The 25,667-nt window shown below is 70.4% G+C and carries 23 protein-coding genes; 14 read left to right on the top strand and 9 right to left on the bottom strand.

Going from position 1 to position 25,667, the window contains the following annotated elements; all coding sequences use genetic code 11:
* Nucleotides 1-535: 535 nt before the first annotated feature.
* The 3 genes from AC1PMG_RS20465 (at nucleotide 536) to AC1PMG_RS20455 (ending at nucleotide 4,149) form a co-directional block, all read left to right on the top strand.
* Complete coding sequence (locus AC1PMG_RS20465; protein WP_295924372.1) at nucleotides 536-3,232, top strand: bifunctional acetate--CoA ligase family protein/GNAT family N-acetyltransferase; 2,697 nt, start codon at nucleotides 536-538, stop codon at nucleotides 3,230-3,232.
* A gap of 13 nt (nucleotides 3,233-3,245) precedes the next feature.
* The gene (locus AC1PMG_RS20460; RefSeq protein WP_481110064.1) at nucleotides 3,246-3,656 is read left to right on the top strand and encodes a hypothetical protein; all 411 of its coding nucleotides are present in this window, start codon (nucleotides 3,246-3,248) and stop codon (nucleotides 3,654-3,656) included.
* A 112-nt stretch (nucleotides 3,657-3,768) separates the two neighbouring features.
* On the top strand, nucleotides 3,769-4,149 hold the full coding sequence (locus AC1PMG_RS20455) for a VOC family protein (protein WP_481110063.1): 381 nt from the start codon (nucleotides 3,769-3,771) through the stop codon (nucleotides 4,147-4,149).
* Nucleotides 4,150-4,268: 119 nt separating this feature from the next.
* Here the strand turns inward: AC1PMG_RS20455 and AC1PMG_RS20450 are convergent, their stop codons facing one another.
* Nucleotides 4,269-5,612, bottom strand: coding sequence for a hypothetical protein (locus tag AC1PMG_RS20450; RefSeq protein WP_481110062.1), 1,344 nt, complete (start codon nucleotides 5,610-5,612; stop codon nucleotides 4,269-4,271).
* Nucleotides 5,613-6,340: 728 nt separating this feature from the next.
* Between AC1PMG_RS20450 and AC1PMG_RS20445 the strand changes: the two genes are divergently transcribed.
* Complete coding sequence (locus AC1PMG_RS20445; protein ID WP_481110061.1) at nucleotides 6,341-6,904, top strand: excalibur calcium-binding domain-containing protein; 564 nt, start codon at nucleotides 6,341-6,343, stop codon at nucleotides 6,902-6,904.
* An 87-nt stretch (nucleotides 6,905-6,991) separates the two neighbouring features.
* Complete coding sequence (locus AC1PMG_RS20440; protein ID WP_481110060.1) at nucleotides 6,992-7,372, top strand: hypothetical protein; 381 nt, start codon at nucleotides 6,992-6,994, stop codon at nucleotides 7,370-7,372.
* Between the two features lie 7 nt (nucleotides 7,373-7,379).
* Here the strand turns inward: AC1PMG_RS20440 and AC1PMG_RS20435 are convergent, their stop codons facing one another.
* The 4 genes from AC1PMG_RS20435 to AC1PMG_RS20420 form a co-directional block, all read right to left on the bottom strand.
* Nucleotides 7,380-8,120 carry a DUF6065 family protein gene (locus AC1PMG_RS20435; protein ID WP_481110059.1) on the bottom strand — a complete coding sequence of 247 codons (741 nt, stop codon included), beginning with the start codon at nucleotides 8,118-8,120 and terminating at the stop codon, nucleotides 7,380-7,382.
* Between the two features lie 82 nt (nucleotides 8,121-8,202).
* Complete coding sequence (locus AC1PMG_RS20430; RefSeq protein ID WP_481110058.1) at nucleotides 8,203-10,212, bottom strand: acetyl/propionyl/methylcrotonyl-CoA carboxylase subunit alpha; 2,010 nt, start codon at nucleotides 10,210-10,212, stop codon at nucleotides 8,203-8,205.
* Between the two features lie 1,009 nt (nucleotides 10,213-11,221).
* Nucleotides 11,222-12,832, bottom strand: coding sequence for a carboxyl transferase domain-containing protein (locus AC1PMG_RS20425; RefSeq protein ID WP_481110057.1), 1,611 nt, complete (start codon nucleotides 12,830-12,832; stop codon nucleotides 11,222-11,224).
* Nucleotides 12,833-12,961: 129 nt separating this feature from the next.
* Nucleotides 12,962-14,125, bottom strand: coding sequence for an isovaleryl-CoA dehydrogenase (locus tag AC1PMG_RS20420; protein WP_010341368.1), 1,164 nt, complete (start codon nucleotides 14,123-14,125; stop codon nucleotides 12,962-12,964).
* A gap of 132 nt (nucleotides 14,126-14,257) precedes the next feature.
* Here AC1PMG_RS20420 and AC1PMG_RS20415 point away from each other — a divergent pair, with 132 nt between their 5' ends.
* The 3 genes from AC1PMG_RS20415 to AC1PMG_RS20405 all read left to right on the top strand — a co-directional run bounded on the left by AC1PMG_RS20415 (nucleotide 14,258) and on the right by AC1PMG_RS20405 (nucleotide 17,381).
* On the top strand, nucleotides 14,258-14,866 hold the full coding sequence (locus tag AC1PMG_RS20415) for a TetR/AcrR family transcriptional regulator (protein WP_148829676.1): 609 nt from the start codon (nucleotides 14,258-14,260) through the stop codon (nucleotides 14,864-14,866).
* A 154-nt stretch (nucleotides 14,867-15,020) separates the two neighbouring features.
* Nucleotides 15,021-15,539 (top strand): c-type cytochrome, encoded by a 519-nt coding sequence (locus tag AC1PMG_RS20410; RefSeq protein ID WP_017915253.1) that lies wholly within the window; start codon nucleotides 15,021-15,023, stop codon nucleotides 15,537-15,539.
* A gap of 93 nt (nucleotides 15,540-15,632) precedes the next feature.
* Nucleotides 15,633-17,381, top strand: a complete 1,749-nt coding sequence (locus AC1PMG_RS20405) for an ExeM/NucH family extracellular endonuclease (RefSeq protein WP_481110056.1) — start codon at nucleotides 15,633-15,635, stop codon at nucleotides 17,379-17,381.
* Between the two features lie 929 nt (nucleotides 17,382-18,310).
* On the opposite strand, the gene AC1PMG_RS20400 is transcribed toward AC1PMG_RS20405, so the two are convergent.
* The gene (locus AC1PMG_RS20400; RefSeq protein ID WP_481110055.1) at nucleotides 18,311-18,442 is read right to left on the bottom strand and encodes a hypothetical protein; all 132 of its coding nucleotides are present in this window, start codon (nucleotides 18,440-18,442) and stop codon (nucleotides 18,311-18,313) included.
* A gap of 61 nt (nucleotides 18,443-18,503) precedes the next feature.
* On the bottom strand, nucleotides 18,504-18,887 hold the full coding sequence (locus tag AC1PMG_RS20395) for a MerC domain-containing protein (protein WP_481110054.1): 384 nt from the start codon (nucleotides 18,885-18,887) through the stop codon (nucleotides 18,504-18,506).
* Nucleotides 18,888-18,962: 75 nt separating this feature from the next.
* Here AC1PMG_RS20395 and AC1PMG_RS20390 point away from each other — a divergent pair, with 75 nt between their 5' ends.
* Nucleotides 18,963-20,288 (top strand): GTP-binding protein, encoded by a 1,326-nt coding sequence (locus AC1PMG_RS20390; RefSeq protein ID WP_342074742.1) that lies wholly within the window; start codon nucleotides 18,963-18,965, stop codon nucleotides 20,286-20,288.
* Nucleotides 20,289-20,482: 194 nt separating this feature from the next.
* Here AC1PMG_RS20390 and AC1PMG_RS20385 read toward each other — a convergent pair whose 3' ends face one another.
* Nucleotides 20,483-21,346 carry an EamA family transporter gene (locus AC1PMG_RS20385; protein ID WP_481110053.1) on the bottom strand — a complete coding sequence of 288 codons (864 nt, stop codon included), beginning with the start codon at nucleotides 21,344-21,346 and terminating at the stop codon, nucleotides 20,483-20,485.
* A gap of 86 nt (nucleotides 21,347-21,432) precedes the next feature.
* Between AC1PMG_RS20385 and AC1PMG_RS20380 the strand changes: the two genes are divergently transcribed.
* Nucleotides 21,433-22,098, top strand: coding sequence for an alpha/beta hydrolase (locus AC1PMG_RS20380; protein ID WP_481110052.1), 666 nt, complete (start codon nucleotides 21,433-21,435; stop codon nucleotides 22,096-22,098).
* A complete protein-coding gene (gene zapE / locus AC1PMG_RS20375) occupies nucleotides 22,095-23,192 on the top strand; it encodes a cell division protein ZapE (RefSeq protein ID WP_017911914.1) in 1,098 nt (365 codons plus the stop codon). Before AC1PMG_RS20380 ends, zapE begins: the two co-directional genes overlap by 4 nt.
* Nucleotides 23,193-23,220: 28 nt before the next feature.
* Here the strand turns inward: zapE and AC1PMG_RS20370 are convergent, their stop codons facing one another.
* On the bottom strand, nucleotides 23,221-23,619 hold the full coding sequence (locus AC1PMG_RS20370; protein ID WP_481110051.1) for a hypothetical protein: 399 nt from the start codon (nucleotides 23,617-23,619) through the stop codon (nucleotides 23,221-23,223).
* A gap of 142 nt (nucleotides 23,620-23,761) precedes the next feature.
* Between AC1PMG_RS20370 and AC1PMG_RS20365 the strand changes: the two genes are divergently transcribed.
* From AC1PMG_RS20365 to AC1PMG_RS20355, 3 genes are all read left to right on the top strand, one after another.
* The gene (locus AC1PMG_RS20365) at nucleotides 23,762-24,220 is read left to right on the top strand and encodes a MarR family winged helix-turn-helix transcriptional regulator (RefSeq protein ID WP_481110050.1); all 459 of its coding nucleotides are present in this window, start codon (nucleotides 23,762-23,764) and stop codon (nucleotides 24,218-24,220) included.
* A gap of 73 nt (nucleotides 24,221-24,293) precedes the next feature.
* Nucleotides 24,294-24,725 (top strand): organic hydroperoxide resistance protein, encoded by a 432-nt coding sequence (locus AC1PMG_RS20360; RefSeq protein ID WP_017908249.1) that lies wholly within the window; start codon nucleotides 24,294-24,296, stop codon nucleotides 24,723-24,725.
* Between the two features lie 163 nt (nucleotides 24,726-24,888).
* On the top strand, nucleotides 24,889-25,659 hold the full coding sequence (locus AC1PMG_RS20355; RefSeq protein WP_481110049.1) for an SIR2 family NAD-dependent protein deacylase: 771 nt from the start codon (nucleotides 24,889-24,891) through the stop codon (nucleotides 25,657-25,659).
* The last annotated feature ends 8 nt before the right edge of the window (nucleotides 25,660-25,667 follow it).

The raw sequence follows: 25,667 nt of genomic DNA, 5'->3' as shown, positions 1-25,667 counted from the left end.
TTCGCTGGCTTCGCGAACTCGAGAGGTTGGGGACGGACCGGGGGGCGGTGCTGGCCTTGCGGTCGGGGAGGGGACGGCAGCCCGATCAGGGCGCTGTACTTGTGGGCCTGAGGCTTGGTCGCGTCGCGCCTGAAGCGCGCCTCGAGCAAGCACGAACGCACACCCGTAGGAGCGGCTTCAGCCGCGACGAGGCGTTACCGGTAAGGCACGGTCGCGGCTGAAGCCGCTCCTACCAGACAGCGCGATGCGTCGCAGAAAAGGGGATTCGAGGTGTCCTGAAGCGCCTCCGCAAGGAGGCCTGCCGGCGATGCCGCTCCTGACCCAGCAGCACACGTGAGCGATGAGCACCGGGCGGCCGACTGGAGTCCTTGTGGGAGGGGCTTCAGCCCCGACGCGCGGATGCCGGAATCTCGACAATGCACCCTGTCGCAGCCAGGCGCGACAGGGTCGACATCACCGACTCGATGACCCGGATCATCCCCGCGCAGCGGCCAGCCGTGTACCGTTAGCGCATTCGCTCGCCTCCGCCGTCGCCATGAGCACCTATCACCTGCAGTCCGTGTTCCGCCCCGCTTCGGTCGCCATCGTCGGCGGTAGCCCGCGCGAGCGTTCGGCCGGGCGGGCGGTGGTGCGCAGCCTGCGCGCGGCCGGGTTTCCCGGGCAGATCGGCTGGGTCAGCCCGCGCTACCGCGAGATCGATGGCGTGCCCACGGTGCGCCGCCTCACCGACCTGCCCTGGGTGCCGGACCTGGTGGTGATCACCGCGCCGGCGCGGATGGTGCCGCGCATCGTGTCGATCGCCGCCCGGCGCGGCGTCGCCGCGGCGATCATCCTCACCGCCGGGCTCGGCAGCGGACCGGGGTCGGCCGCGGCGCGGGTGGAAAGCGCCGCGCGCGCCAAGGGCCTGCGCATCCTCGGCCCGCACTGCCTGGGCGTGATCGCGCCGCATGCGCGGCTCAACGCCAGCATCGCCGCACACTGCCCGCAGCCGGGCGACCTGGCGCTGATCTCCGAATCCAGCGCCATCGCCGCGGCGCTGGTGGAGTGGGGCGTGGCGCGCGCGGTCGGCTTCTCGGCCGTGGTCTCGCTGGGCGACGCGCTGGACGTGGACTTCGCCGACCTGCTCGACTACTTCGCCACCGACTACCGCACCCGCGCGATCCTGCTCTACGTCGAACACATCCGCGACGCGCGCAAGTTCATGTCCGCCGCGCGTGCCGCCGCCCGCGCCAAGCCAGTGGTGGTGGTGAAGTCGGGCCGGCAGCTGCGCATCGATCCCAACGCCGACACCCACGTGCAGGCGCTGGCCAGTTCCGATGCGGTGTACGGCGCCGCGTTCGCCCGCGCCGGCCTGCTGCGGGTGCGCGCGCTGGACGAACTGTTCGCCGCGGCGGAGACGCTGGGCCGGCTCAGCACCTTTCCCGGCCGGCGCCTGGCCATCCTCAGCAACGGCGGCGGCGTCGGCCGCCTGGCGGTGGATACGCTGGCCGATCTCGGCGGCACCCTGGCGGCGCTGTCGGCGCCCATCCAGCAGCAACTGGACGCGGCGCTGCCGCAGGAATGGTCGCATCGCAATCCGGTGGACATCGTGGTGGACGCCGACGGCGAACGCTACGCCGCCGCCGCCGGTGCGCTGCTGGAGGATCCGGAGAACGACGCGGTGCTGGTAGTTAACGTGCCGACCGCGTTCACCTCCTCGGCCGAGGCGGCGCAGGCATTGACCCGCATCCTCGGCCAGCGCCCGCGCCATCACCGCGACAAGCCGGTGTTCGCGGTGTGGCTGGGCAACGACGAGAGCGCCACCGCCACGCTCAACGCTGCGCGCATCCCCACCTACGCCACCGAGGCGGACGCGGTGCGCGGCTTCATGCACCTGGTGCGCTACCGCGAGGCGCAGGCGGCGTTGATGGAGACGCCGCCGAGCCTGCCCGACGATTTCGCCTTCGACGCCGCCGCCGCGCGCGGCATCGTCGACGCGGCGCTGGCCGCCGGGCAGACCTGGCTGGACCCGCTGGCGACCACGCGGCTGCTGGCCGCCTACGGCATCCCCACTGCGCCGGTGGCGCACGCCGCCGATGCCGAGGCCGCGGCGCAGGTGGCCGCGCCGATGCTGGCGCAGGGCTCGGCGGTGGCGGTGAAGATCCATTCGGCCGACATCCCGCACAAGTCCGACGTGGACGGCGTGCGCCTCAACCTGGTCAGCGTGGAGGCGGTACGCGACGCCGCCGAGGGCATCCTCGCCCGCGCACGCGCCGCGCGTCCGGACGCGCGCATCGACGGCGTGCTGGTGCAGCCTTCGCTGCTGCGGCCGAAGGCGCGCGAGCTGATCGCCGGCATCGCCGACGATCCGACCTTCGGCCCGGTGATCGTGTTCGGCCGCGGCGGCACCGCGGTGGAGGTGATCGACGACAAGGCGCTGGCGCTGCCGCCGCTGGACCTGCGCCTGGCCCACGAACTGATCGGCCGCACGCGCGTCAGCCGCATCCTCAAGGCCTACCGCGACGTGCCGGCCGCCGACGAGCGTGCGGTGGCGATGGTGCTGGTCAAGCTCGCGCAGCTGGCCGCCGACCTGCCGGAGATCCGCGAACTGGACATCAATCCGCTGCTGGCCGACCGCGACGGCGTGATCGCGGTCGACGCGCGGGTGGCGGTGGCGCCGTCGCGGCGCCTGCACAAGGGCCGCGGCCATCCGCGCTTCGCGATCTTCCCGTATCCCAAGGAGTGGGAACGGCGCATCGTGCTCAACGACGGCAGCGCCGCGTTCGTGCGCCCGGTGCGGCCGGAGGACGACGCGCTGTTCCGCAGCTTCTTCGCCCGCGTCACCGACGAGGACCTGCGCCTGCGCTTCTTCCAGGCGGTCAAGCATTTCAGCCACGAATTCATCGCGCGCTTGACCCAGCTCGACTACGCGCGCTCGATCGCGCTGGTGGCGATCGAGCCGCGCAGCGGCGACATGCTCGGCGCGGTGCGCCTGCATGCCGATGCCGATTACGACCGCGGCGAGTACGGCATCCTGATCCGCTCCGACCTCAAGGGCCACGGCATCGGCTGGCAGTTGATGCGGATCATGATCGAGTACGCCGGCTGGCTCGGCCTCAAGGTGGTCGAAGGCCAGGTGTTGCGCGAGAACCGCACCATGCTGGCGATGTGCCGGCAGCTCGGCTTCAAGGCCACGCCGGATCCGGACGACGCCACGCTGATGGACGTGGTGTTGCCGGTGGCGCAGCACTGAGGACGGCGCCGCGATGTCGACGTTCTCGCCCAGCGCATTGAAGCCGCGCCACGCGATCCTGTCCGGCCTCCCGGGCGCCGCCTCGCTGGAGATCCTGCTGCGCCCGTTCCTGCACGCCGGCGAGATCGTGGACACCGCGATCCGCCTGGACGGCATCGCGCTGCCGTCGCTCAGGCTCGGCGAGCTGGCCGGCCAGCGCTTCGACTTCCCGCGCAACCCGCAGGACGGCTACATCGACGGCTCGCTGTATGTGGCCGGCGCGCACCACCCGGTCGATGTCGACACGCTGACCTTCAATCTTTCGCGCGACGGGCAACTGACGCTCGTGGTCAAGGGCGCGTATGCGTTCGATGTCGAAGGCCTGGACGACCTGGGTACGGTTCCCTTTACCCTGGCCGCGCGGCTCAGCACGTGCGCGCTGTGAGCGCGGCGGTGCGCCGCGGCGCGCTGGCTTCCCGGCACACCGCACGTTGCATGAGGCGCTTCACCACCGCACACGTCGACCTGCCTGCAACACTCGACTTCAGGAGTTCTTCATGTCGTTCAAGCCAGAGCGCTACACCTCGGTCTCGCCGTATCTCATCGTCGATGGTGCGCAGCGCACCATCGCGTTCCTGGTCGCGGTGTTCGACGCCGAACCCTTGCGGCAGATTCCCGGCGAGGGTGGCCTGCTCGCCCACGGCGAGGTGCGCATCGACGACACCGTGGTGATGTTCTGCGATGCGGTCGAGGGTTGGCCGGCGGTGCCGGCGCATGTGCACGTCTACGTGCGCGATGTGGATGCGACCTACCAGCGTGCGCTGGCTGCCGGTGCCACCGCGGTGCCGGCGCCGGTGCAGAAGGACGATCCGGACCGGCGTGGCGGCTTCCGCGACGCCGGCGGCACGACCTGGTGGGTCGGCCAGCAGATCGGCTGAGCGAGCGCAGGCGCCAGTACGCCTGACGTCAGGCATATCTGCGCCTTTCGCCGCGCTCTGCGCAGGCCGTGCCTGCCGGTGCCGTCGGACGGCACGCGGCAGGCACGGCGTTGCGGTGCTTACTCCAGGTCCTGGTTGCTCAGCCCGCGCTCGACCGGATACACGGTCGGCGGTGGCGTGGTGGAGCGCATCAGCTTCAGCGAGGTCTTGCTCTGCTCGCACAGGTTGCCGCCGCTGACGAACACGCCGTCCTGGGTGCACTTCCAGTCGTAGAAGTTGGCGATGCCGCCGGCCAGCTGCAGGCTGTAGTCGGTGCTCTTGGCCGCCGCGTCGAAGGGCTGCCCGGCGGGGATGTTCTGGAACCAGCGCATCCATTCCTTGGAGCCGACCGGCGGCACCTTGTCCGGCGCCTGGAAGGTCGGGTTCATCGGCGAGAGCTGCGGCGACTCGGCGGTCATGTGGCAGCTCATGCAGGAGCTGATCGGATTGTCCACCGGGCCGTTGAGGCGGCCGTTCCAGCCCAGGTGGGTCGGCGGCAGTTCCGGCCTGGCATTGATCGCCGACTGCAGGATGCGCGGATTGATCCGGGTCTGGGTCGGCTGCTTGTTGGTGTAGTCGTCGCCGGTGTTCTGCGGATCGTTGCCCCACATCACGCCCACCGGCACCAGGTTCTGCCAGCCGGGCTTGCCGCTGACCGCGCCGTTGTACTGGAAGGTGCCGAAGATCCAGCCGGTGCCGGGCACGCGGCTGTCGCGCACGGCGAAGTCCATCTGGATCAGCGCCACCTGCTTGAACGCGCGATCGGCGGACTTGAAGCTGTTGGTGACCCAGGCGTTCCACAGCACCGGGTTCTGCAGGAACGGCACCTGGCTCAGGTTCACGTCGGCGAACAGCGCCTTGCACACCACGGTGCCGTCGCGGAAGGTGTTGGGCTTGGTGGTGAAGCTCGGGTCCGGGTTCTGCGGATCCTTCCACACCTGGCCGAAAGTGTAGGCGCCGACATCGTTGTAGATGCCGACCGCGAAGGTCTGGCCGGTGGTGAGCTGGGTCGGCGCCAGTTGCTTGACCTGGATCTGCGCCTCCTTGGTCAGCCCATGCACGCCTTCGCGTCCGAGCGGGCCATAGTGCTGCCAGGGCGCGTGGTACCAGCGCCGCACCTTGTTGTTCTGCACGTACCAGTCGCTTTCGACGTTGCCTTCCAGGCAGTAGGCCTTCACTGCATCGGCGTAGCCGCGCCAGGCTTCGAAGTTGTTGCTCAGCGGCTTGGGCAGCTTCTGGAAGAACGCCGGCAACGGGCCGCTGGGCGGTTGCTGCGGATAGTCCTGGCTGAGCTGGAACAGCGGCCCTTTGTAGGTGGAGGGCGGCGCGTAGCCGAAATCCGGAAAGCGCCCGGCGGAGGCGGCGCCGCTGGCAAGGGTCAGCACGGTGGCGATGGCGAGAATGCGCGGATGGGGCAGTTGCATGATGGACCTCCGGTCGTGTGCGTCGGTGCGTGCGGGCGATGCCGCGTCCTGTGTCCGGACATCCCCTGGCCCCGGACCGGCCGCACGCCCGCGCTGCTGCGCGGCCGCGATGGAAGGAGGCCCGTCGCGCCAGGGCCACATGCAGGCACGGGCGTACGCACCCGCCTGCGCGCGCAGACGAAGCGAGAGACGCGATGGGAGGTGCAGCATCCACCGCCACCGTGGAGACGCGGCGGCGCTGCTGTAGATGCGTGAAACGGCCTAGCGGACCGAAGACGTGTCCATGTCGCTCTCCTGACCCCGTGTGGAAGGCAACTGCGCTGAAGATTGTTGTCGCGTCGAGCGTGGGGGAAACGCGCGGGCCCGGCAGGGCAGCATCGGGGGACGAATGCTGCGGGGGCGGCGCCATGCGGCGGCCGCGATGCCGGGTTGCGCGTCGATCGCCAACCCCGCGTGGGAGCGGGCGTCGGCGTTGCTCGACGCTTCGGACTCTAGCGAGCGCGGCGCGGCCAGTGGTAGACAGTTGCGACCGCCGGCGACGCCGCGGCGCGTGGCTTGCCGGCCGTCGCGAGACCGCGCCTGCAGCAGGTGGCCGGTCGGCACGCAGGCCACAGCCATGGCATGCTGCACGCGGGGCCGCGCCTGGCGGGAGCAGGCGCGGTGGGGACGGTGGACGCACCGGGCACGGCGGCGTCCACCGCGGCGATGCACTTTCTTGCGGTGACGCCATGCGCACGCACGGGACCTTGATTCAGTGGAACGAGGAGCGCGGCTGTGGCCGCGTGCGCCTTGCCCATCGCGAGACCGAAGCCGAGGTGCAACGCGCGGCGTTTCCTGCCGACGGCGTTCCCCCGCGGGTGGGCGAACTGATCTCCTTCGACCTGGAGCACGACGCGCAGGGACGGCCGCGGGCCTTGCGGGTGATGCGTCCTGGTCGGGCACCGGCATCGCCCAAGCGTGCGGCACCGCGTCCGCGTCGCGGTCTCTGGCTCGGCGTGCTGATGCTGCTGGCGGTGCTCGCGATCGCGGCGTACGCGGCGCTGCGCTTCGTGGCGGCACCGCAGGCAAGCTCTACGGCGCCGTCGGTGCCGGTGTCGTCAGCGGCCACCGCGCCCACTGCGTCGGCGATGGCGCCGGCGCCCGCCTTTCGCTGCGACGGCCGCACGCACTGCGCGCAGATGACCTCGTGCGACGAAGCGGTGTATTTCCTGCAGCACTGCCCGGGTGTGGAGATGGACGGCAACCACGACGGCGTGCCGTGCGAGCGGCAGTGGTGCCGAGCCTCGCGTTGAGTGCCTGCAGCCGCGTGGGCAACGCGAGGCCTTGACCGAGCCGTGATACGGACTCCGTTACGGTCGCCGATTGCCTGCAGGTGACGCATGACCGAGCCACGTCTTTCCCCCGCCAAGACCCGCGCCCTGTCGCTGGGTCTGTTTGCCTTCGTCGCGGTCTTCACCGCCATCGTCTGGTCGCTGCTGCGCCCGTACGGTTCGGTGTACTTCTTCCCGGTGCACTTCCTGGTCGGGCTGGGCCTGCCGTTCCTGTTCTACGCGCTGGGCGCCAACCGCGCCGCGTTCCTGGCCGGCCTGGGACTGACCGCTATCGTCCTGGTGCTGTTCAACCTGTGGGGCGACCAGGTCGGCGGCATCGGCCCGCGCGTATTCGACTGGGCGCATGCCGTGGCCGGGATCCTGGGCATGCTGCTGGCCTACGGCGTGTTCCGCCTGTCTACCCGCGTGCGCCAGCGCCACGCGCGCTGAGCCGGAGTCACTCCGCGTCGTCGCTGCGGGTGAACGGCGCCAGCCGCAGTTTCACCCGGTGCTCCACGCCGGCCGGGCACTGCCCCGGCGCCGGTCCGCGGAAATAACTGCGCTGCCAGCCTTCGCGGCTGGCATTGGAATCGGGCTGTTCCAGGTCGTGCAGGAACTGGCCACGGCTGCGCATCCACGCCTGGTGCTCGCGCTCCAGCTCCGGCGTCTGCGACAGCGGCTGCCAGCGCGGCTCGGTCTCGGCCAGCACCCGTCGCTGCACCGGGAAGAAGTGGCAGAACGGCTCGCCGGCCTCGAACCGGACCCGGCCGGGCCGGGTGAACTGCCAGTTCATGGTGAAGGTGTACGGACTCCAGTCGGTCTCGATCAGCCCGGTGAGCCCGGCGATGCCGTCCTTGGGCCGATTCACCGGCGCGGTGACGTACAGGTCCACGCCGGCCTCGGTGCGGAACAGGCACGGCACGTGGAAGGTCAGCACGCCGTAGCCGAAGTGGCTGACCGCCGGCGCGTGCGTGCCCGGCGCCGGCTGCACGCGCAGGTCGTCGAGCGCGTTGCCGCCGTTCCACTCGGCCTCGAACGCGCTCTGGCACAACAGTTCCCAGCCATGCGCATTGGCGATGTCCAGCGGCAGGCAGCGGTAGGCGTAGCGCTCGGCGGTCTGGTCCATCCACGGCCGCTCGCGCGGCGCAGGGCGCACGTCGAGGGTATGGCCGTCGAGAACGTGGGCGGTGAGTTTCATGGCACGGGCAGGACGATGGACCAGCGCCGAGTGTGACGCCAAGCCGCGGCCTTGGCGACCGCGGCTTGGCGGGCATCGGCGCTCAGGTCGCTTCGAAGTCCAGCAGCGCCACGCCGTCGCCGACCAACTCGCCCTCGCGCACGCGGAAGCCGTGCACGGTGCCGTCGGCCGGCGCCTGCAGGGTGTGCTCCATCTTCATCGCCTCCAGCACCAGCAGCGGCGTGCCCCGGCTTACCTGTGTGCCGGGCGCCACCAGCAGGGCGACGATGCGCCCCGGCATCGGCGCGGTCAGGCCGCCGCTTTCCACCGCCGGCTGGTCGGCATCGGCGACCGGGTCGTGGCGTTCGAACAGATAGCCGTGGCCGTCGACGAACAGGTGCATCTGCGTGCCGGCGAACACCGCATCGGCCTGCAGCCGTTGCGTGCCGAGGAACGCGGACAGGCGCCCGTCGCGCAACCGGCCGCTCGCCTCGAGCCCGTCCTGCGCCGGCGCGGCGTGGATCCGCCAGCCGCCGGCATGCGCGGTCAGCTGCAGCGTGCGTTGCGTCTCGCCGTGCTGCAGGGTCAGCGCACGCGGCGCCGTCGCGCCCAGCCGCCAGCCGTCGCGCAGATCCCACGGCGAGTGCGGATCGGCAGTCTGCGCCGCTGGCGCGTGCTCGTGCAGTTGCCAGGCCAGCGCCGCCAGGCCCCACAGCGCGTCGGTGGTCGGGTCAGGGGTGTCGAACAGGGCGGCGTGCTCGCGCTCGATCAGCGCGGTGTCCAGGTCCGCCTGCGCGAACGCGGTGGTGCCGACCAGGCGTTGCAGGAACGCGGCATTGGTCGACACGCCGACCACCTGGCAGGCGGCCAGCGCCGCCTGCATGCGCCGCAGCGCGCGCTCGCGGGTCACGTCCCAGACGATCAGCTTGGCGATCATCGGATCGTAGTGCGGGCCGATCACGTCGCCCTGCTCGACGCCGGCATCGACCCGGGTATGCGCATCGACGGCGGGCAGGCGCAGGTGCTGCAGCGTGCCGATCGAGGGCAGGAAGCCGCGCGCCGGGTCTTCGGCGTACAGCCGCGCTTCCAGCGCATGGCCGCGGATCGCCAGTTCGTGCTGGCGCTGCGGCAGTGGCTGCCCGGCGGCTACGCGCAACTGCCACTCCACCAGGTCGGTGCCGGTAATGCACTCGGTGACCGGATGCTCTACCTGCAGGCGGGTATTCATTTCCATGAAGTAGAACGCACCATCCGGCGCGACGATGAACTCCACGGTGCCGGCGCCGACGTAGCCCACCGCACGCGCCGCCTCCACCGCGGCCTGGCCCATCGCCGCACGTCGCGCCGTGTCCATGCCTGGCGCGGGGGCTTCCTCCAGCACCTTCTGGTGGCGGCGTTGCACCGAGCAGTCGCGTTCGAACAGGTAGACCAGTTCGCCGTGCGTGTCGCCGAACACCTGGATCTCGATGTGCCGCGGCCGCAGCACATACTTCTCCACCAGCACGTGCGCATTGCCGAACGCGGCCTGCGCCTCGCGCTGGCAGGCGGCGAGCGCGGCGGCGAAGTCCTCATCGCGATCGACCCGGCGCATGCCCTTGCCGCCACCACCGGCGCTGGCCTTGATCAGCACGGGGTAGCCGATGGCCGCGGCCTGTGTGCGCAGGAAATCCGCATCCTGCTGCTCGCCGTGGTAACCCGGCGTCAGCGGCACCCCGGCGGCCTGCATCAGCGCCTTGGCCGCACTCTTGTCGCCCATGGCGCGGATCGCCGCCGGCGGCGGCCCGATGAACACCAGCCCGCGCGCGGCGCAGGCCTCGGCGAACTCGGCGTTCTCGGACAGGAAGCCGTAGCCGGGATGGATGGCCTGCGCCCCGCTGTGTTGCGCGGCCTCGAGGATGCGCTCGCCGCGCAGGTAGCTCTCGCGCGCCGGCGCGGCGCCGATGTGCACGGCCTCGTCGGCCAGGCGCACGTGGCGGGCATCGCGGTCGGCATCGGAGTACACGGCCACGGTGGCGATGCCGAGCTTGCGGCAGGTGGCGATCACCCGGCAGGCGATCTCGCCGCGATTGGCGATGAGGATCTTGTCGAAGGTCGGCAGGTCGGGGGTGGCCATGGTCGGGTGCCTGGAAATTGGGTCAGGGGTGTTGCGGTTGCTGAGCGAGGAGTTGTGCGAGACGTAGGCTGCTGTATGCGAGGTGCCGGCCGCTGTCGTTGCAGTTGCTGTTGCTCTTATTGTGCTTTGGCTGTTGCTCCGGCTTTTGATTTACCGGGTTCCCTTCCGAAGCGGCGGCCAGCACGGGGAAAAACCCCGAAGGGGCGGCGCACATGGACGTGCGCCGTCCGCGGCAGGGGCAGGATGCCCCTTCCGCGGATCCCCGGGCTGGACGCGGACCCGGAGCGCGCAGCGCGGAGGGCGCGAGGCAGGGCGCGCTTTCTTTTGGTTACCTTTTCTTTGCGCGAGCAAAGAAAAGTAACTCGCCCGCAAGGGCGAAAGCCTTTAAAGCTTTTGCTGTCGCTACTGCTGTTGATTGAAGTTTGTCTGTCGGACGAGAAGAGCTGTAGGAGCGGCTTTAGCCGCGACAGACAGAACGGACTCTCGCTGTCGCGGCTAAAGCCGCTCCTACGATTCAGCGGCCACCGCCGTAGCAGCAAATGCAAGAGCAAAGCTTTCGCCTGGCGGCGAGTCACTTTTCTTTGCTTGTGCAAAGAAAAGTAACCAAAAGAAAGCACACCCCGCAGCGCGCCCTCCGCGCTTCGCGCTCCGGGTCCGCAGCCACGACGGGGATTCGCGGAAGGGGCATCCTGCCCCTGCCGCGAACGGCGCACATCCATGTGCGCCGCCCTTCGGGTTTTTCCCCGCCGCGGCTGCCGCGCCGAGGGGACCCGGTAAGTCAAAGGCAGAGCAAGAGCAAATGCAGGAGCAAAAGCAAAAGCAGGAGCAAAAGCAAAAGCAGGAGCAAAAGCAGCAGCAAAAGCGGAGGCCGTCGCAGCGAGCGCGTCCGCGGAGCCGGTCGTGGAGTCCACAGCCGGGCACACTAGCGCCGGCATCGCCAGCGACCACCTGCGTGACCACCGCCGATCCCGGCACGAACGCGTCTGCCACCGCGAGCGCATGCGCCCACTCACATCCGGAACACCCCGAACCGGCTCGGCTCCGCCGGCGCGTTCAGCGCTGCCGACAACCCCAGCCCCAACACCCGCCGCGTCTGCGCCGGATCGATCACCCCGTCGTCCCACAGCCGCGCACTGGCGTAGTAAGGATGGCCCTGCCGCTCGAACTGCTCACGGATCGGCGCCTTGAACGCCGCCTCCTCGTCGTCCGACCACTGCCCGCCCTTGGCCGCGATGCCGTCGCGGCGTACCGTTGCCAGCACGCTCGCCGCCTGCTCGCCGCCCATCACCCCGATGCGCGCGTTCGGCCACATCCACAGGAAGTTCGGCGAATACGCGCGCCCGCACATGCCGTAGTTGCCGGCGCCGAACGAGCCGCCGATCACCACCGTGAACTTGGGCACCTTGGCGCAGGCCACCGCCATCACCAGCTTGGCGCCGTCCTTGGCGATGCCACCGTGTTCGTACTTGCGGCCGACCATGAAGCCGGTGATGTTCTGCAGGAACACCAGCGGGATGCCGCGCTGCGCGCACAGCTCGATGAAGTGCGCGCCCTTCAGCGCCGACTCGGAGAACAGGATGCCGTTGTTGGCGACGATGCCGACCGGATAGCCGTGGATGTGCGCGAAGCCGGTGACCAAGGTGGTGCCGTAGCGCGCCTTGAACTCGTCGAAGCGCGAGCCGTCGACCACCCGCGCGATCACCTCGCGCACGTCGAACGGCTTGCGCGGGTCGGCCGGGATCACCCCGTACAGTTCCTCGGCCGGATACAGCGGCGGCTCCGGCGTGCGCAGCGCCAACGCGGGGGGCGGCTTGCGCCAGTTGAGCTGGGCGACGATCGCGCGCACCCGCGCCAGCGCCTGCAGGTCGTTGTCGGCGAAGTGGTCGGCGACGCCGGAGATGCGCGTGTGCACGTCGGCGCCGCCCAGGTCCTCGGCGCTGACGTCCTCGCCGGTGGCGGCCTTCACCAGCGGCGGACCGCCGAGGAAGATGGTGCCCTGCTCGCGCACGATCACCGTCTCGTCGCTCATCGCCGGCACGTAGGCGCCGCCGGCGGTGCACGAGCCCATCACGCAGGCGATCTGGGCGATGCCCTGCGCCGACAGGTTGGCCTGGTTGTAGAAGATCCGGCCGAAGTGGTCGCGGTCGGGAAACACCTCGTCCTGCAGCGGCAGGAACGCGCCGCCGGAGTCGACCAGATAGATGCACGGCAGGCGGTTCTGCTGGGCGATCTCCTGCGCGCGCAGGTGTTTCTTCACCGTGATCGGGTAGTAGGTGCCGCCCTTGACCGTGGCGTCGTTGGCGACGATCACGCACTCCACGCCGGAGACGCGGCCGATGCCGGCGACCACGCCGGCGCACGGTACCTCGTCGTCGTACAGGCCCAGCGCCGCCAGCGGCGCGATCTCCAGGAACGCGCTGCCCGGGTCGAGCAGGGCATCGATGCGTTCGCGCACCAGCAGCTTGCCGCGCGCCTGGTGCTTGGCGCGGGCGGCCTCGCTGCCGCCCAGGGCGATGCGCGCCTGGGTGGCGTGCAGGTCGTCGACCACCGCGCGCAGCGCGGCGGCATTGGCGGCGAAGGCGTCGCTGCCGGGTTGCAACTGGGTCTGGATCGCGCTCATGGCTGGGCCGTGGAAAGAAAGGAAGGGAAGGCTGCTGATGTGGGAGGGGCTCTTGTCCCCTTTTGCGGGATCAGCCCCGACGCGGTGACGTCGGAACGGCCTTCAGGCCGACGCCCCACCCGCACGGCATCACTTGGTCCGCTCGAACAATTCGCGGCCGATCAGCATGCGCCGGATCTCCGAGGTGCCCGCGCCGATCTCGTAGAGCTTGGCGTCGCGCCACAGGCGCCCGGTCGGGTAGTCGTTGATGTAGCCGTTGCCGCCCAGCACCTGGATCGCCTGGCCGGTCAGCCAGGTCGCCTTCTCGGCGGCGTAGAGGATCGCACCGGCGGCGTCCTGGCGGGTGGTGCGGCCGGCGTCGCAGGCGCGCGCCACCGCGTACACGTAGGCGCGGCAGGCGTTGAGGCCCACGTACATGTCGGCCAGCTTGCCCTGCATCAGCTGGAAGCTGCCGATCGGCTCGCCGAACTGGCGGCGCTCGTGCACGTAGGGCAGCACCACGTCCAGCGCCGCGGCCATCAGCCCCAGCGGCCCGCCGGACAGCACCACGCGCTCGTAGTCCAGGCCGGACATCAGCACGCGCACGCCGCCGCCGACCTCGCCCAGCACGTTCTCGGCCGGCACCTCGCAGTCCTGGAACACCAGTTCGCAGGTGTTGGAGCCGCGCATGCCCAGCTTGTCCAGCTTCTGCGCGGTGCTGAAGCCGGGCATGCCCTTCTCGACCACGAACGCGGTGATGCCGCGCGCGCCGCCGCTCGGGTCGGTCTTGGCGTAGACCACCAGCACGTCGGCGTCGGGGCCGTTGGTGATCCACATCTTGTTGCCGTTGAGCACGTAGCGGTCGCCGCGGGCCTCGGCGCGAAGCTTCATCGACACCACGTCCGAGCCGGCGCCGGGCTCGCTCATCGCCAGCGCGCCGACGTGCTCGCCGCTGCACAGCTTCGGCAGGTAGCGCGCCTTCTGCGCCGGGCTGGCGTTCTTGCGCAACTGGTTCACGCACAGGTTCGAATGCGCGCCGTAGGACAAGCCGATCGCGCCGCAGGCGCGCGAGATCTCCTCCATCGCCACCACGTGCGCCAGGTAGCCCATCGCGCTGCCGCCGTACTCTTCCTCGACGGTGAGGCCGAGCAGGCCCTGTTCGCCGAGCTTGCGCCACAGCGGCGCGGGGAAGGCGTTGTCGCGGTCGGCCTGCTCGGCCAGCGGCGCGATCTCGCGCGCGGCGAAGGCGGCGACGCTGTCGCGCAGCAGGTCGACCTCCTCGCCCAACTCGAAATTCAACGACGGCATCAGCATGGCGGCAACTCCGGGAATGGCGGGTGGCCGGCGGCGCCTAGAATCGGACCCGCGCCGGGATAGAGCGCCCAGCGTAGCCGGGAACGGCAAAGAAGTGAACAGAAATTCATTAATTGAACTTAGAACCACGCCATGGCCTACAAACGCTCCGCCCTGATGGAAGAACGCCTCGCCGGCAACCGCCAGCGCATCCTGCTGGCGGCGCGCCGGCTGATCGCCGCCGACGGCTTCCGTGGCGCCCCGGTGACCGCGGTGGCGGCCGAGGCCGGGGTCTCCACCGGGCTGATCTACCGGCATTTTCCGTCCAAGGCCGAACTGTTCGTGGAGGTGCTGACCGCGGCGGTGGAGCACGAGCTGACCATCCTGCGCGCCATCGCCGCCGCGCCGGCACCGGCCGCGCAGCGCCTGCGCGACGCCATCGCCTCGTTCGTGCGCCGCGCCCTGGCCGGCCCCGGGCTGGCCTACGCCTTCATCGCCGAGCCGGTGGAGCCGGAGGTGGACGCCGAGCGCATCCGCTGCCGGCGCCTGCTCGGCGACGTGTTCAAGGGCATCCTGGCCGAGGGCGTGGCCGCGGGCGAGTTCCCCGCGCAGGACCTGGAGGCGGCGGCCGCGTGCCTGGTCGGCGCCTACACCGAGGCCCTGGTCGGCCCGACCGCGCCCAGCCGCGACGGCCCGCGCGACAGCGAGCGCCTGGTCGAGGCGGTGTGCGGGTTCTGCCTGCGCGCGGTGGGCAGCGCCTGAGCGCGACTTAGCACGCCGCCTGCGCCGAACTGCTGCGATGCAGCACGCATCGCCTGCGATTCCGGGCCATCCTGGCGTGCCGCGCGGCGCAAACGCTGGCTATACTCGGTCGCGTAGCGGTGGTCCGGATTACCACGTGCCAAAGGGGTGTGATGTGCGGAATTACGACCTCGAATTTCTCAAGCGCTTCTCGATGGTGATCGGCCTGCTGGTGCTGATCACCCTCGGCCTGATCGTGTTCGCGCATTACCTGCAGCGGGCCATCCCGCCGGAGGTGTCGCCGGTGGCGCTCAAGCGCACCGAGGAGCGCATCGCCCCGGTCGGCGCGGTCTACGCCGGCAGCACCGGTGCCGCGGCGCAAGCGGCGGCACAGGCGGCGGCGCTGGCCAAGGCCTCGGCGCAGGCGGCCTACGGCGGCACCACCGACGGCAAGACCATCTTCAACAACCTGTGCACCGCCTGCCACACCACCGGCGTGGGCAAGGCGCCGACGCTGGACCACGCGCACTGGGACAAGCGCATCGCGCAGGGCAAGGAGACGCTCTACAAGCACGCCATCGAGGGCTACACCGGCCCCGACGGCGGCATCATGCCGCCGAAGGGCGGCAATCCCGGGCTGACCGAGGAGCAGATCCACGCCACCGTGGACTGGATGCTGGCCAACCTGAAGTAACCTTGCGCCTCCCGCACGCCACTGCGCCGCCTTCGGGCGGCGCATTCGTTTCCGCGCCCGTCGCGTGCCGGCGCAAACAAGGAGAGTGATCGCATGCGCATGCCGCCGCCATCGTTGTTGTCGTTGTTGCTGCTGGTCGCAGCCCCCGCCGCGCAGGCGCTGACGCCGCCGACGCTGCTGCCGATCGGGCAGTTGCGCCCGGGGCCGCAGGCGCAGGGCGTGGTGTTCGAAGGCGTGGTCACCGCGCGGGTGGAGGCCGGCGGCAGCGGTTACCTGGTGCAGGACGCCGGCGACGACGATCCGCTGACCGCCGACGCGCTGCTGGTGCGCGGCGATGCCGAGCGCAGCCTGGCCCCGGGCGACCGCGTGCGGGTCTGGGGCGAGCTGGCGCCGCAGGCCGCCGCGTCGGCCAAGGCCGGCACCGCCTTCGTCGGGCGCAGCGTGCTGGAGCAGGGGCATACCGTGCTGGCACGGGCGCAGCCCTTGCCGCTGCAGGTGCTCGACGCGGCGCCGGCCGACTGGTCGGCGCTGGCCGGCATGCGCGTGCGCATCGCCGCGCCACTGACCGTGGTCGACAACGACGCGCTGGGCAAGACCGGCGAACTGGGCGTGGCCTTCGGCGGACGCCTGTGGCAGCCCAGCGAAGTGGCCACGCCCGGCAGCGCAGAGCAGGCGGCGGTGGTGGCCGACAACGCGCGGCGCGGGCTGCGGCTGGGCACGCTCGGTGCGCCGACGCCGACGCCGACGCCGACTTCGGCAACGGCAACGGCAAAACTTCCGGACTATCTGGGGAGCGCCGCTGCACCGCCGCGCGCGGGCAGCACGGTCCAGGACGTGGAGGGCATCGTCGGCGGGGTGATCGATGGCGTGGCACGGCTGTACCCGACCGCGGCGCTGCAGCTGACGCCGCCGCAGGAACCGGCGCCGCCGCAGGTCGACGGCACCTTGCGCATCGCCGCCTTCAACCTGGAGAACTTCTTCAACGGCGACGGCCGTGGCGGCGGTTTCCCGACCCTGCGTGGCGCGCGCACGGCGGCCGAATTCCAGGCGCAGCTGCGCAAGCTGGTGGCGACGATCCGCCCGCTGCAGGCCGACGTCGCCGCACTGATGGAACTGGAGAACGACGGTTACGGGCCGACCTCGGCGATCGCCAGCCTGGTCGACGCGCTCAATGCCGGCGGCGGCGACTGGCGCTTCGTCGACGCCGGGCGCGGCCCCGGCGACAACCCGATCCGGGTCGGGCTGATCTACCGCGCCTCGCGGGTGAGCCCGGTCGGCAAGCCGGCGGTGCTGGAAGGCGGGCCGTTCGCCGAGCACAGCCGGGTGCCGCTGGCGCAGGCCTTCCGCCACGGCAACGGCGCCCCGTTCGTGGTGGTGGCCAACCACTTCAAGTCGAAGGGCTGCGGCGAAGCCACTGGCGCCGACGCCGATCGCGGCGACGGCCAGGGCTGCTGGAACGCGACCCGCACCGAGTCGGCGCGGCGCCTGGACGCCTGGCTGCGCAGCGATCCCACCGGCACCGGCAGCACATCCAGTGTGCTGCTGGGCGATTTCAACGCTTACGCGATGGAAGACCCGCTGCGCCTGCTGCGCGACGCCGGCTGGCGCGACGCGCTGCAGGAGGCGCATGCCGCGCAGCCCTACAGCTTCGTCTACCGCGGCCTCAGCGGCCGCCTCGACCACGCCTTGCTGAGCCCGGCGCTGGCAGCGCGGTTGCGCGGCGCCGCCGAATGGCACGTCAACGCCGACCTGCCCGACAGCGACGGCTATCGCGAGCGCGATCTGCCGGGCCCGTGGCGTAGTTCCGATCACGATCCGTTGTTGCTGGGGTTTGATCTGTAGGGGTGGGAGTGGGAAGACGGGAATGGGGAATCGGAAAAGCCGGTCGTCGGCCTACTTTTCCCGTCCTCGATGTGCGGGACATTCCTGCTGGAGGCTCCGCGAGGCGCACGACGGTCTATCGTAAGTAGGTGTGCTGTGTTTCAGGCCGGTCGTGGTGAGCGTCCGGTTTTACGCTTCACTGCCATCTCTTGAGCGTTGCTTCTGTCCATCGTGCGCTGGCCGCACGATGTGTCGTGGTGCTGACCGAAGCTGTGAGATGTGGTGTTTCGCCGGTTAAGAAGTACGGCAGCATCAGCTGTTGCTGTTGCTGTTGCTGTTGCTGTTGCCGTTGCTTTGGCTTTTGACTTACCGGGTTCCCTTCCGCAGCGGCGGATGGACCGGGGATTCGCGGCAGGGGCAGGATGCCCCTTCCGCGAATCCCCGGTGCATCCGCGGACCCGGAGCGCGCAGCGCGGAGGGCGCAAGGCAGGGCGCGCTTTCTTTTGGTTACTTTTCTTTGCGCGAGCAAAGAAAAGTAACTCGCCCGAAAGGGCGAAAGCCTTTGCTGTTGCTCGAAGTTTGTGTGTCAAGCGAGAAGATCTGTAGGAGCGGCTTCAGCCGCGACCAACGTAATCGGTCATGCATGTCGCGGCGTAAGCCGCTCCTACAATCCAGCGGCCGCCGCAGTAGCAGCAAGTGCAAGAGCAAGTACAAGAGCAAAGCTTTCGCCTTGCGGCGAGTTACTTTTCTTTGCTTGTGCAAAGAAAAGTAACCAAAAGAAAGCACACCCTGCCTCGCGCCCTCCGCGCTAACGCGCTCCGGGTCCGCGTCCATCACGGGGATCCGCGGAAGGGGCATCCTGCCCCTGCCGCGGACGGCGTACATCCATGTACGCCGCCCTTCGGGTTTTTCCCCGCGATGGCCGCCGCTTCGGAAGGGAACCCGGTAAATCAAAAACAAGAGCCAAAGCTAAGCAACAACAACGGCAACCGCCAAGGCGCAGCAACAGCAACAGCAACAGCGACGGCAACGGCAACGGCAACTGCCAAGGCGACAGCCACAGCAAACCGTGTCTTGATCATGTTGCCGTTCGGCGACCGCACGTCATGCGCCATGCGACATAGCGTGCGCGTGCGCCCGGACTCAATGCCGGCAGCGCTGCCGGTGCCGGCGCCAGTTCCACAGATGCGCACTGGCCAACGCCAGGCTGCCGCTCACCGTCATCGCGGTCTCGCTGGCCTCGTCGGGAATCCCGAAGGCGCCGGCCAGCAGACCGAGCAGGCCCAGCGCCGCCAGCGTCCACAGCGGCCAGGGCAGCGCGTCGCGCCGGTGCCCGCGCCACAGCGCCAGCCCCGCCAACGGCGCGGCGATCGCCACGAACACCACGTGCACCCACTCGGCCTCGGCCCAGACGCCGAACAACGGCAGCGCCGCGGCCAGCAACGGCAACGCCAGGCAGTGCAGCAGGCACAGCCCGGACAACACCATCGCCGAGGCGTCGAAGAAGGATTGCGGCAGGGATTTCATGGACGTCCACTCCAATGCATCAAATGTTATATAGTAACATTTCCAGCCCGCCACGCCTCCGCGCCGATGCCCGCCATGTCCAACGCTGCCGTTTCCGATCGCCGCCTCCCCGTCACCGTGCTGTCCGGCTTCCTTGGCGCCGGCAAGACCACCTTGCTCAACCGCGTGCTGCACAACCGCGATGGGCGCCGGGTGGCGGTGATCGTCAACGACATGAGCGAGGTCAACATCGACGCGGCGCTGATCCGCGACGGCGGCGCCGCGCTCAGCCGCACCGAGGAGACCCTGGTCGAATTCAGCAACGGCTGCATCTGCTGCACCCTGCGCGACGACCTGCGCCAGGAGGTGCAGCGCCTGGCCGAGAGCGGGCGCTACGACTACCTGTTGATCGAATCCACCGGCATCTCCGAGCCGATGCCGGTGGCGGCCACCTTCGCCGTGCGCGATGCCGACGGCCGCGGCCTGGCCGACGTCGCGCGCCTGGACACCATGCTCACCGTGGTCGACGGGGTCAGCTTCCTGCGCGACTTCGGCTCGGCCGAGCGCCTGGCCGACCGCGGCCTGCAGGCCGGGGACGACGACGATCGCGGGCTGGTCAACCTGTTGGTGGAGCAGATCGAGTTCGCCGACGTGATCGTCATCAGCAAGGCCGACCTGGCCGATGCGGCCACCCTGGACCGCACCCGCGCGGTGCTGCGCGCGCTCAACCGCGATGCGCGCATCGTCGAGGCCAGCCGTGGCGACGTGCCGCTGGAGTTGGTGTTGGATACCGGCCGCTTCGACTTCGTGCGCGCGCAACTGGCGCCGGGCTGGATGCAGGCGCTGCGCGGCGAGCATGCGCCGGAGACCGAGCAGTTCGGCATCGAAAGCTTCGTCTATCGCGCGCGCCGGCCGTTCCATCCGCTGCGCTTCGCGCGACTGGCGCAACGCGGCCTGCGCGACGTGATCCGCAGCAAGGGCTTCTTCTGGCTGGCCAGCCGCATGGACTGGGTCGGCGAACTGTCCATCGTCGGCGCTGCCACCCAGACCCAGGCCGCCGGCTTCTGGTACGCGGCGCGCGAGCGCGTGGACCGCGGCCTGCTGGACACGCCGCTGGCGCTGCCGCCATCGCCGCTGCCGTACACCGAGCTCGGCTGGCAGCGCCAGCAGACCGCGTGCTGGAATGCGCCGCCGCCGCAGGCCGAGGAGGTCGGCGATGCGCGCGAGTACGCGGCGCTGCGGGCGATGTGGCATCCGCTGTGGGGCGATCGCCGCCAGGAACTGGCGGTGATCGGCGTCGGCCTGGACGAGGCGCGGGTGCGTGCCGAACTCGATGCCTGCCTGCTCGACGATGCCGAACTGCGGCAGGGGCCGGTGGTGTGGCAGGGCTTGGAGGATCCGTTTCCGGTGTGGAGGCGCTGAGAGCCGGGAATCGGGATTGGGGAATCGGGAATCGTAAAAGCGGGCTGCGGGCGCTGAGGCTCGGCAGCCTGCGCCACGGCGATTCTCCGCGATCCAGGTACCGTTGCCCGATTTGTGGCTGTCCGTCTCCAGCCTGGATGCGCTGAGGCGGGTGGATTCGGAAGTCGCGCGTCGATACGCAGGCGCGCTGCGGACTAGCCGCGCGCGCCCATCGCGATCAGGACGATCGCCGGTACCGCCAGCAGCAGGCCGAGGCGGTTCCAGCGGTTGGTGCGTTCGCCGAACACGGCGATGCCGAGCAGGGTGCCCAGGCCGATCACGCCCAGGTTCATCGCCGCGAACACGCTGGCAGGGCTGTCCGGCAGGGCCTGGTGCGCGCGCACGTAGAACAGGATGTTGCCGAAGTTGATCGCGCCCAGCAGCAGGCCGGCGCCGAGGTTGCGCCAGGCCAACGGGGCGGTGCCGCGCAGGTGGCGCCACAGTTGCACGCCCAGCAGCAGCACGAAGGCCAGCGCGAAGGCGACCAGCAGCGAGGCGGCGAACGGCGTGCCGGCCTGGGCGATGCGCTTGAGCAGCACGTCGATCGCGGCGAAGCCGACCCACACCAGCAGCAGCCACGGCGCGGTGCGTGCGGTGCTGTGCGCGGCCGCCTGCGGCCGCTGCACGATGCCGGCGATCGCCAGCAGGCCCAGCGCCAGGCCGGCCAGCTTGGCGTCGTTGGCGCGTTCGCCGAACCAGAGGAAGGCCGCCGCCAGCGACAGCAGCAGCGACAGCCGCTGGGCCGCGTCGGTGCGCACGATGCCGGCGCTGGCCACCGCGCGGCCCAGCACCAGGAACAGGCTCGGCAGCAGCACGCCCAGCGCCAGCAGCGCCGCCCACGGCGTGTGCGCATCGCCCAGTGCGGCCAGCGGCGGCTGCAGCAGGGCGGCGCACAGCAGCAGCGCCGCCAGGTAGTTCCAGGTCACCGCCTGGGCCAGGTCGATGCGCCGCTGCGGCGCCAGCTTCAGCAGCGCCGAGACCAGCACGCTGCACACCACACTCAACAGGACGAAGACCACACGCAGGATCCGGATCGGGAGGAAAAAGAACGCTGCGTGCACCGCTTCGGCATGTGGCCGCGACCCAGCCCCGGTATTATGACCGCATGACCTCTCCCGCTTTCCCCACCGCTTCCGGCGCACTGACGCTGCAAGGCCCCGCCGGTCCGATCGAGGCCGCGGTCGATCTGCCCGACGCCGACGTCGCCGCGCTGCCGGTCACCGCCATCGTCTGTCATCCGCTGTCCACCGAGGGCGGCAGCATGCACAACAAGGTGGTGACCATGGTCGCGCGCGCGCTGCGCGAGCTGGGCGTGCGCGTGGTGCGCTTCAACTTCCGCAGCGTCGGCGCGTCCGCCGGCAGCTTCGACCACGGCGACGGCGAGCAGCAGGACCTGGCCGCGGTGGCCGCCTGGGTGCGCGATCAGCGTCCGCACGACGCGCTGTGGCTGGCCGGTTTCAGCTTCGGTGCCTACGTCTCGCTGCGCGCCAGCGCCGCGTTGCAGCCGCAGGTGCTGATCTCGATCGCGCCGCCGGCCGGGCGCTGGGATTTTTCCGGCATGGCGCCGCCGCCGCAGTGGCTGGTGATCCAGGGCGAGGCCGACGAGATCGTCGATCCGCAGGCCGTGTACGACTGGCTGGAGACCCTGGAGGCGCAGCTGGAACTGGTGCGCATGCCCGACACCAGCCACTTCTTCCATCGCAAGCTGATCGACCTGCGCGGTGCCCTGCAGCACGCGGTCAAGGCCTGGCTGCCGGCGGCACAGGCGTGAGCGCGGCGGCATTGCCGTCGCAGCGCTACGCCGAGGGCGTGGCGCGCGGCGACTGGCGCGACGATCCGGCCCAGCACGCGGCGCTGGCCGAACTGGACCGCATCCATACCGCGATCGTGGACGGCGACCAGGAGGGCTGGCTGGACCGGCTGTCGGCGTTCTGGAAGAAGCCCGAGCCGGTACGCGGCCTGTACTTCTGGGGCGGGGTCGGCCGCGGCAAGACCTTCCTGGTCGATCTGTTCTACGACGGTCTGCCGATCGCGCGGAAGTACCGCACGCATTTCCATCGCTTCATGCGCGGCGTGCACGAGCGCCTGCGCGAACACGCCGGGCAGAGCGATCCGCTGGCGAAGATCGCGCAGGAGTGGCGCAGCCGGCTGCGCGTGCTGGTGCTGGACGAGTTCTTCGTCACCGACATCGGCGACGCGATGCTGCTGTCGCGCCTGCTCGAGCGCCTGTTCGCCGAGGGCGTGACCCTGGTCACCACCTCCAACACCGCGCCGCAGAACCTGTACCTCAACGGCCTGCAGCGCGAGAGCTTCCTGCCGGCGATCGGCCTGCTGCAGACCTATTGCGTGGAGCTGTACGCCGAGGGCACCGAGGACTACCGCATGCGCGCGCTGACCCGTTCGCCGGTGTACCGCGCGCCGCTGGCCGAGGACAGCGACGCCTGGCTGGGCGAGCGCTGGAGCGCGCTGACCGGCAATGCCGAGGCGCGCCGCGGCAACATCGAACTGGAAGGGCGCAAGATCCCGGTGCGCGCGCGCGGCAAGAGCATCGTCTGGTTCGATTTCGTCGCCTTGTGCGAAGGCCCGCGCGGTCCCAGCGACTACATCGAGATCGCGCACGAGTTCACCACCGTGCTGCTCGGCGGCATCCCGCACTTCGACCGCATGAACGAGGACGCGGCGCGGCGCTTCGTCAACCTGATCGACGAACTGTACGACCGCCACGTCAACCTGGTCTGCACCGCGCAGGATCCGCCGCCGCTGCTGTACACCGGCGAGCGCCTGGCCGGTGCGTTCGAGCGTACCGCCTCGCGGCTGATCGAGATGCAGAGCGCCGAGTACCTGGCGGCGGCGCACCGGGTCTGAGCGCAGAGCCGATGTCCGCGGCGCGCGCTCAGCGCACCGCGCCGGGCGCACACAGCCCGGCGACGAAGCGCGGCATCAGGCCCGCGCCGGCGATCTCTTCCAGATAGGCGGCCGCCGGGCAACCGGCGCCGCCTGCGCTGTGCGCGCAGCGGGCCGGCCCGGACGCGCCGTCCTGCGGCAACTGCCGGTCCATGGCCTGGCGCTGCGCCGCCGACACGCCATCGCGAAAGGTCTCCTCGGCATCGAGCAGATCGGCCGGGGTGAGCCGATCGGTCGGCACACCGGGGCACTGGCGACGGGTTTCGCGGGCCAGCGCGTCGGCGCCGGCACCGACCAGCACCGGGCCATCGGGAAGTGTATTGGGCACGGCCTTGGACGCCGCGGGGGCAGCGCCGAGCGCGGCCAGCAGCAGGAACGATGCGCGCATGCGGAAGCTCCTCGAGTTGCGCGCAGCGTCGTCCTGCGCCGCTGGCCGCGCGAGGGGAGGGCGGCGCCCGCTTCAGCCAGGAGTCGGGTGGAGCGATAAATATCGCTTGCTATTAAATCGCGCACTATGTAATGTAGCGCCCATGGACCGCACCACTTCCCCCGACGCCACCGCCCTGCTGAAGCTGGACACCCAGCTGTGCTTCGCGCTGTATTCGGCCAACCTGGCGATGCACAAGCTCTACCGTGGGCTGCTGCGCGACCTCGGCCTGACCTACCCGCAGTACCTGGTGATGCTGGTGCTGTGGGAGCAGGACCAGCGCAGCGTCTCGGACATCGGCGAGAAGCTGTTCCTGGATTCGGCCACGCTGACCCCGTTGCTCAAGCGCCTGGAGGCGGTCGGCCTGCTGACCCGCAGTCGCGCCGCCGAGGACGAGCGCCGCGTGCTGATCGCGCTGACCGCCGACGGCCAGGCCCTGCGCGCACGCGCGCAGGCGGTGCCGGAAGGCGTGCTGTGCGCGGTCGCCTGCGACCTGCAGCAACTGACCCGGCTCAAGCACGACCTGGAAGAGGTCCGCGGCAAGCTGCAGGCCGCGGCCTGAGCAATTCCCTTCCCCGATCACCCAACCCCCTACACCCCTGGCGCCACGACGCCGCCCTCCAAGGAGAACCACCATGGCTTCACCGACCACCATCGCCTACACCGCCACTGCCACCGCCACCGGGGGCCGCGACGGCCGCGCCGCCACCCCTGACAAGGCACTGGACGTCAAGCTGTCGACCCCGCGCGAGCTGGGCGGCGCAGGCGGCGACGGCACCAACCCGGAACAGCTGTTCGCGGCCGGCTACTCGGCCTGCTTCATCGGTGCACTGAAGTTCGTCGCCGGGCAGGAGAAGGTGGCGCTGCCGGCCGAGACGAGCATCGAGGGCCACGTCGGCATCGGTCAGATCCCGGGCGGCTTCGGCATCGCCGTGGAACTGCGCATCGCCGCGCCGGGCCTGGAGCGTGCGACGCTGGAATCGCTGGTGGAGAAGGCGCACCAGGTGTGCCCGTACTCCAACGCCACCCGCGGCAACATCGACGTCAAGCTGGTCGTGCTCGACTGAGCCAGCGCGATGTCCGGGCCGGCGCCTGCGCCGGTCCAGGGCGACACACGACGGGCGGCCACTGGCTGCCCGTTCGCGTTGTGGGCGCCGCGCGTGTTGCCACGCACATTGAGACCACCCCGCGGGGGTGCAATAGTGTGAGCTCGATCAAATCGAGCGCGCCATGCTCAGTTCCGCCTACAACGCCGAGACCGTCGCCGCCTTCCTGCAGGGCGCGCGCCGTCTGCTGGTGCTGACCGGTGCCGGCATGTCCGCCGAGAGCGGGGTGCCGACCTTTCGTGGCCAGGACGACAGCCTGTGGTCGCGCTTCGATCCCGAGCAACTGGCCACCGAGGACGCCTGGCGCGCGGACCCGGCGCTGGTCTGGGGCTGGTACCGCTGGCGCATGGCGATCGTGGCGCAGGCGCAACCGCACGCCGGGCACCTGGCGCTGGCGCGTCTGGCCGAGGTCCGCCACACCACCCTGGTGACCCAGAACGTGGACGACCTGCACCAACGCGCCGGCAGCGAGGTCGCCGCGCACGTGCATGGCCGCTTGTCGGCGCTGCGCTGCAGCGACTGCGGCCAGCCCTGGCGCGGGCTGCTGCCGCCGGTGGACGTGCACTCGCCCAGCCAGCGCCTGGCGCCGCCGGTGTGCGCGGCCTGCGGCGGCACGGTGCGCCCGGGCGTGGTGTGGTTCGGCGAGGCGCTGCCGGCGGCGGAGTGGGCGCGCGCGCAGAGCGCCGCCGACGCCGCCGACCTGGTGCTGGTGATCGGCAGTTCCGGCCTGGTCTATCCGGCCGCCAGCCTGCCGCTACAGGCCAAGGAGCGCGGCGCCTGCGTGGTCGAGATCAATCCCGAACCCAGCGCGCTGTCGGCGCGCGCGGATCTGCACTGGCGCGACAGCGCGGCGGTGGCGCTGCCGTTGCTGCTGCAGCAGTGCATGGTGGCCTGAGCGCGTTG

It is taken from the genome of Xanthomonas sp. NCPPB 2250 (assembly GCF_056725265.1).
This window is presented reverse-complemented; position numbering and strand designations above follow the sequence as displayed.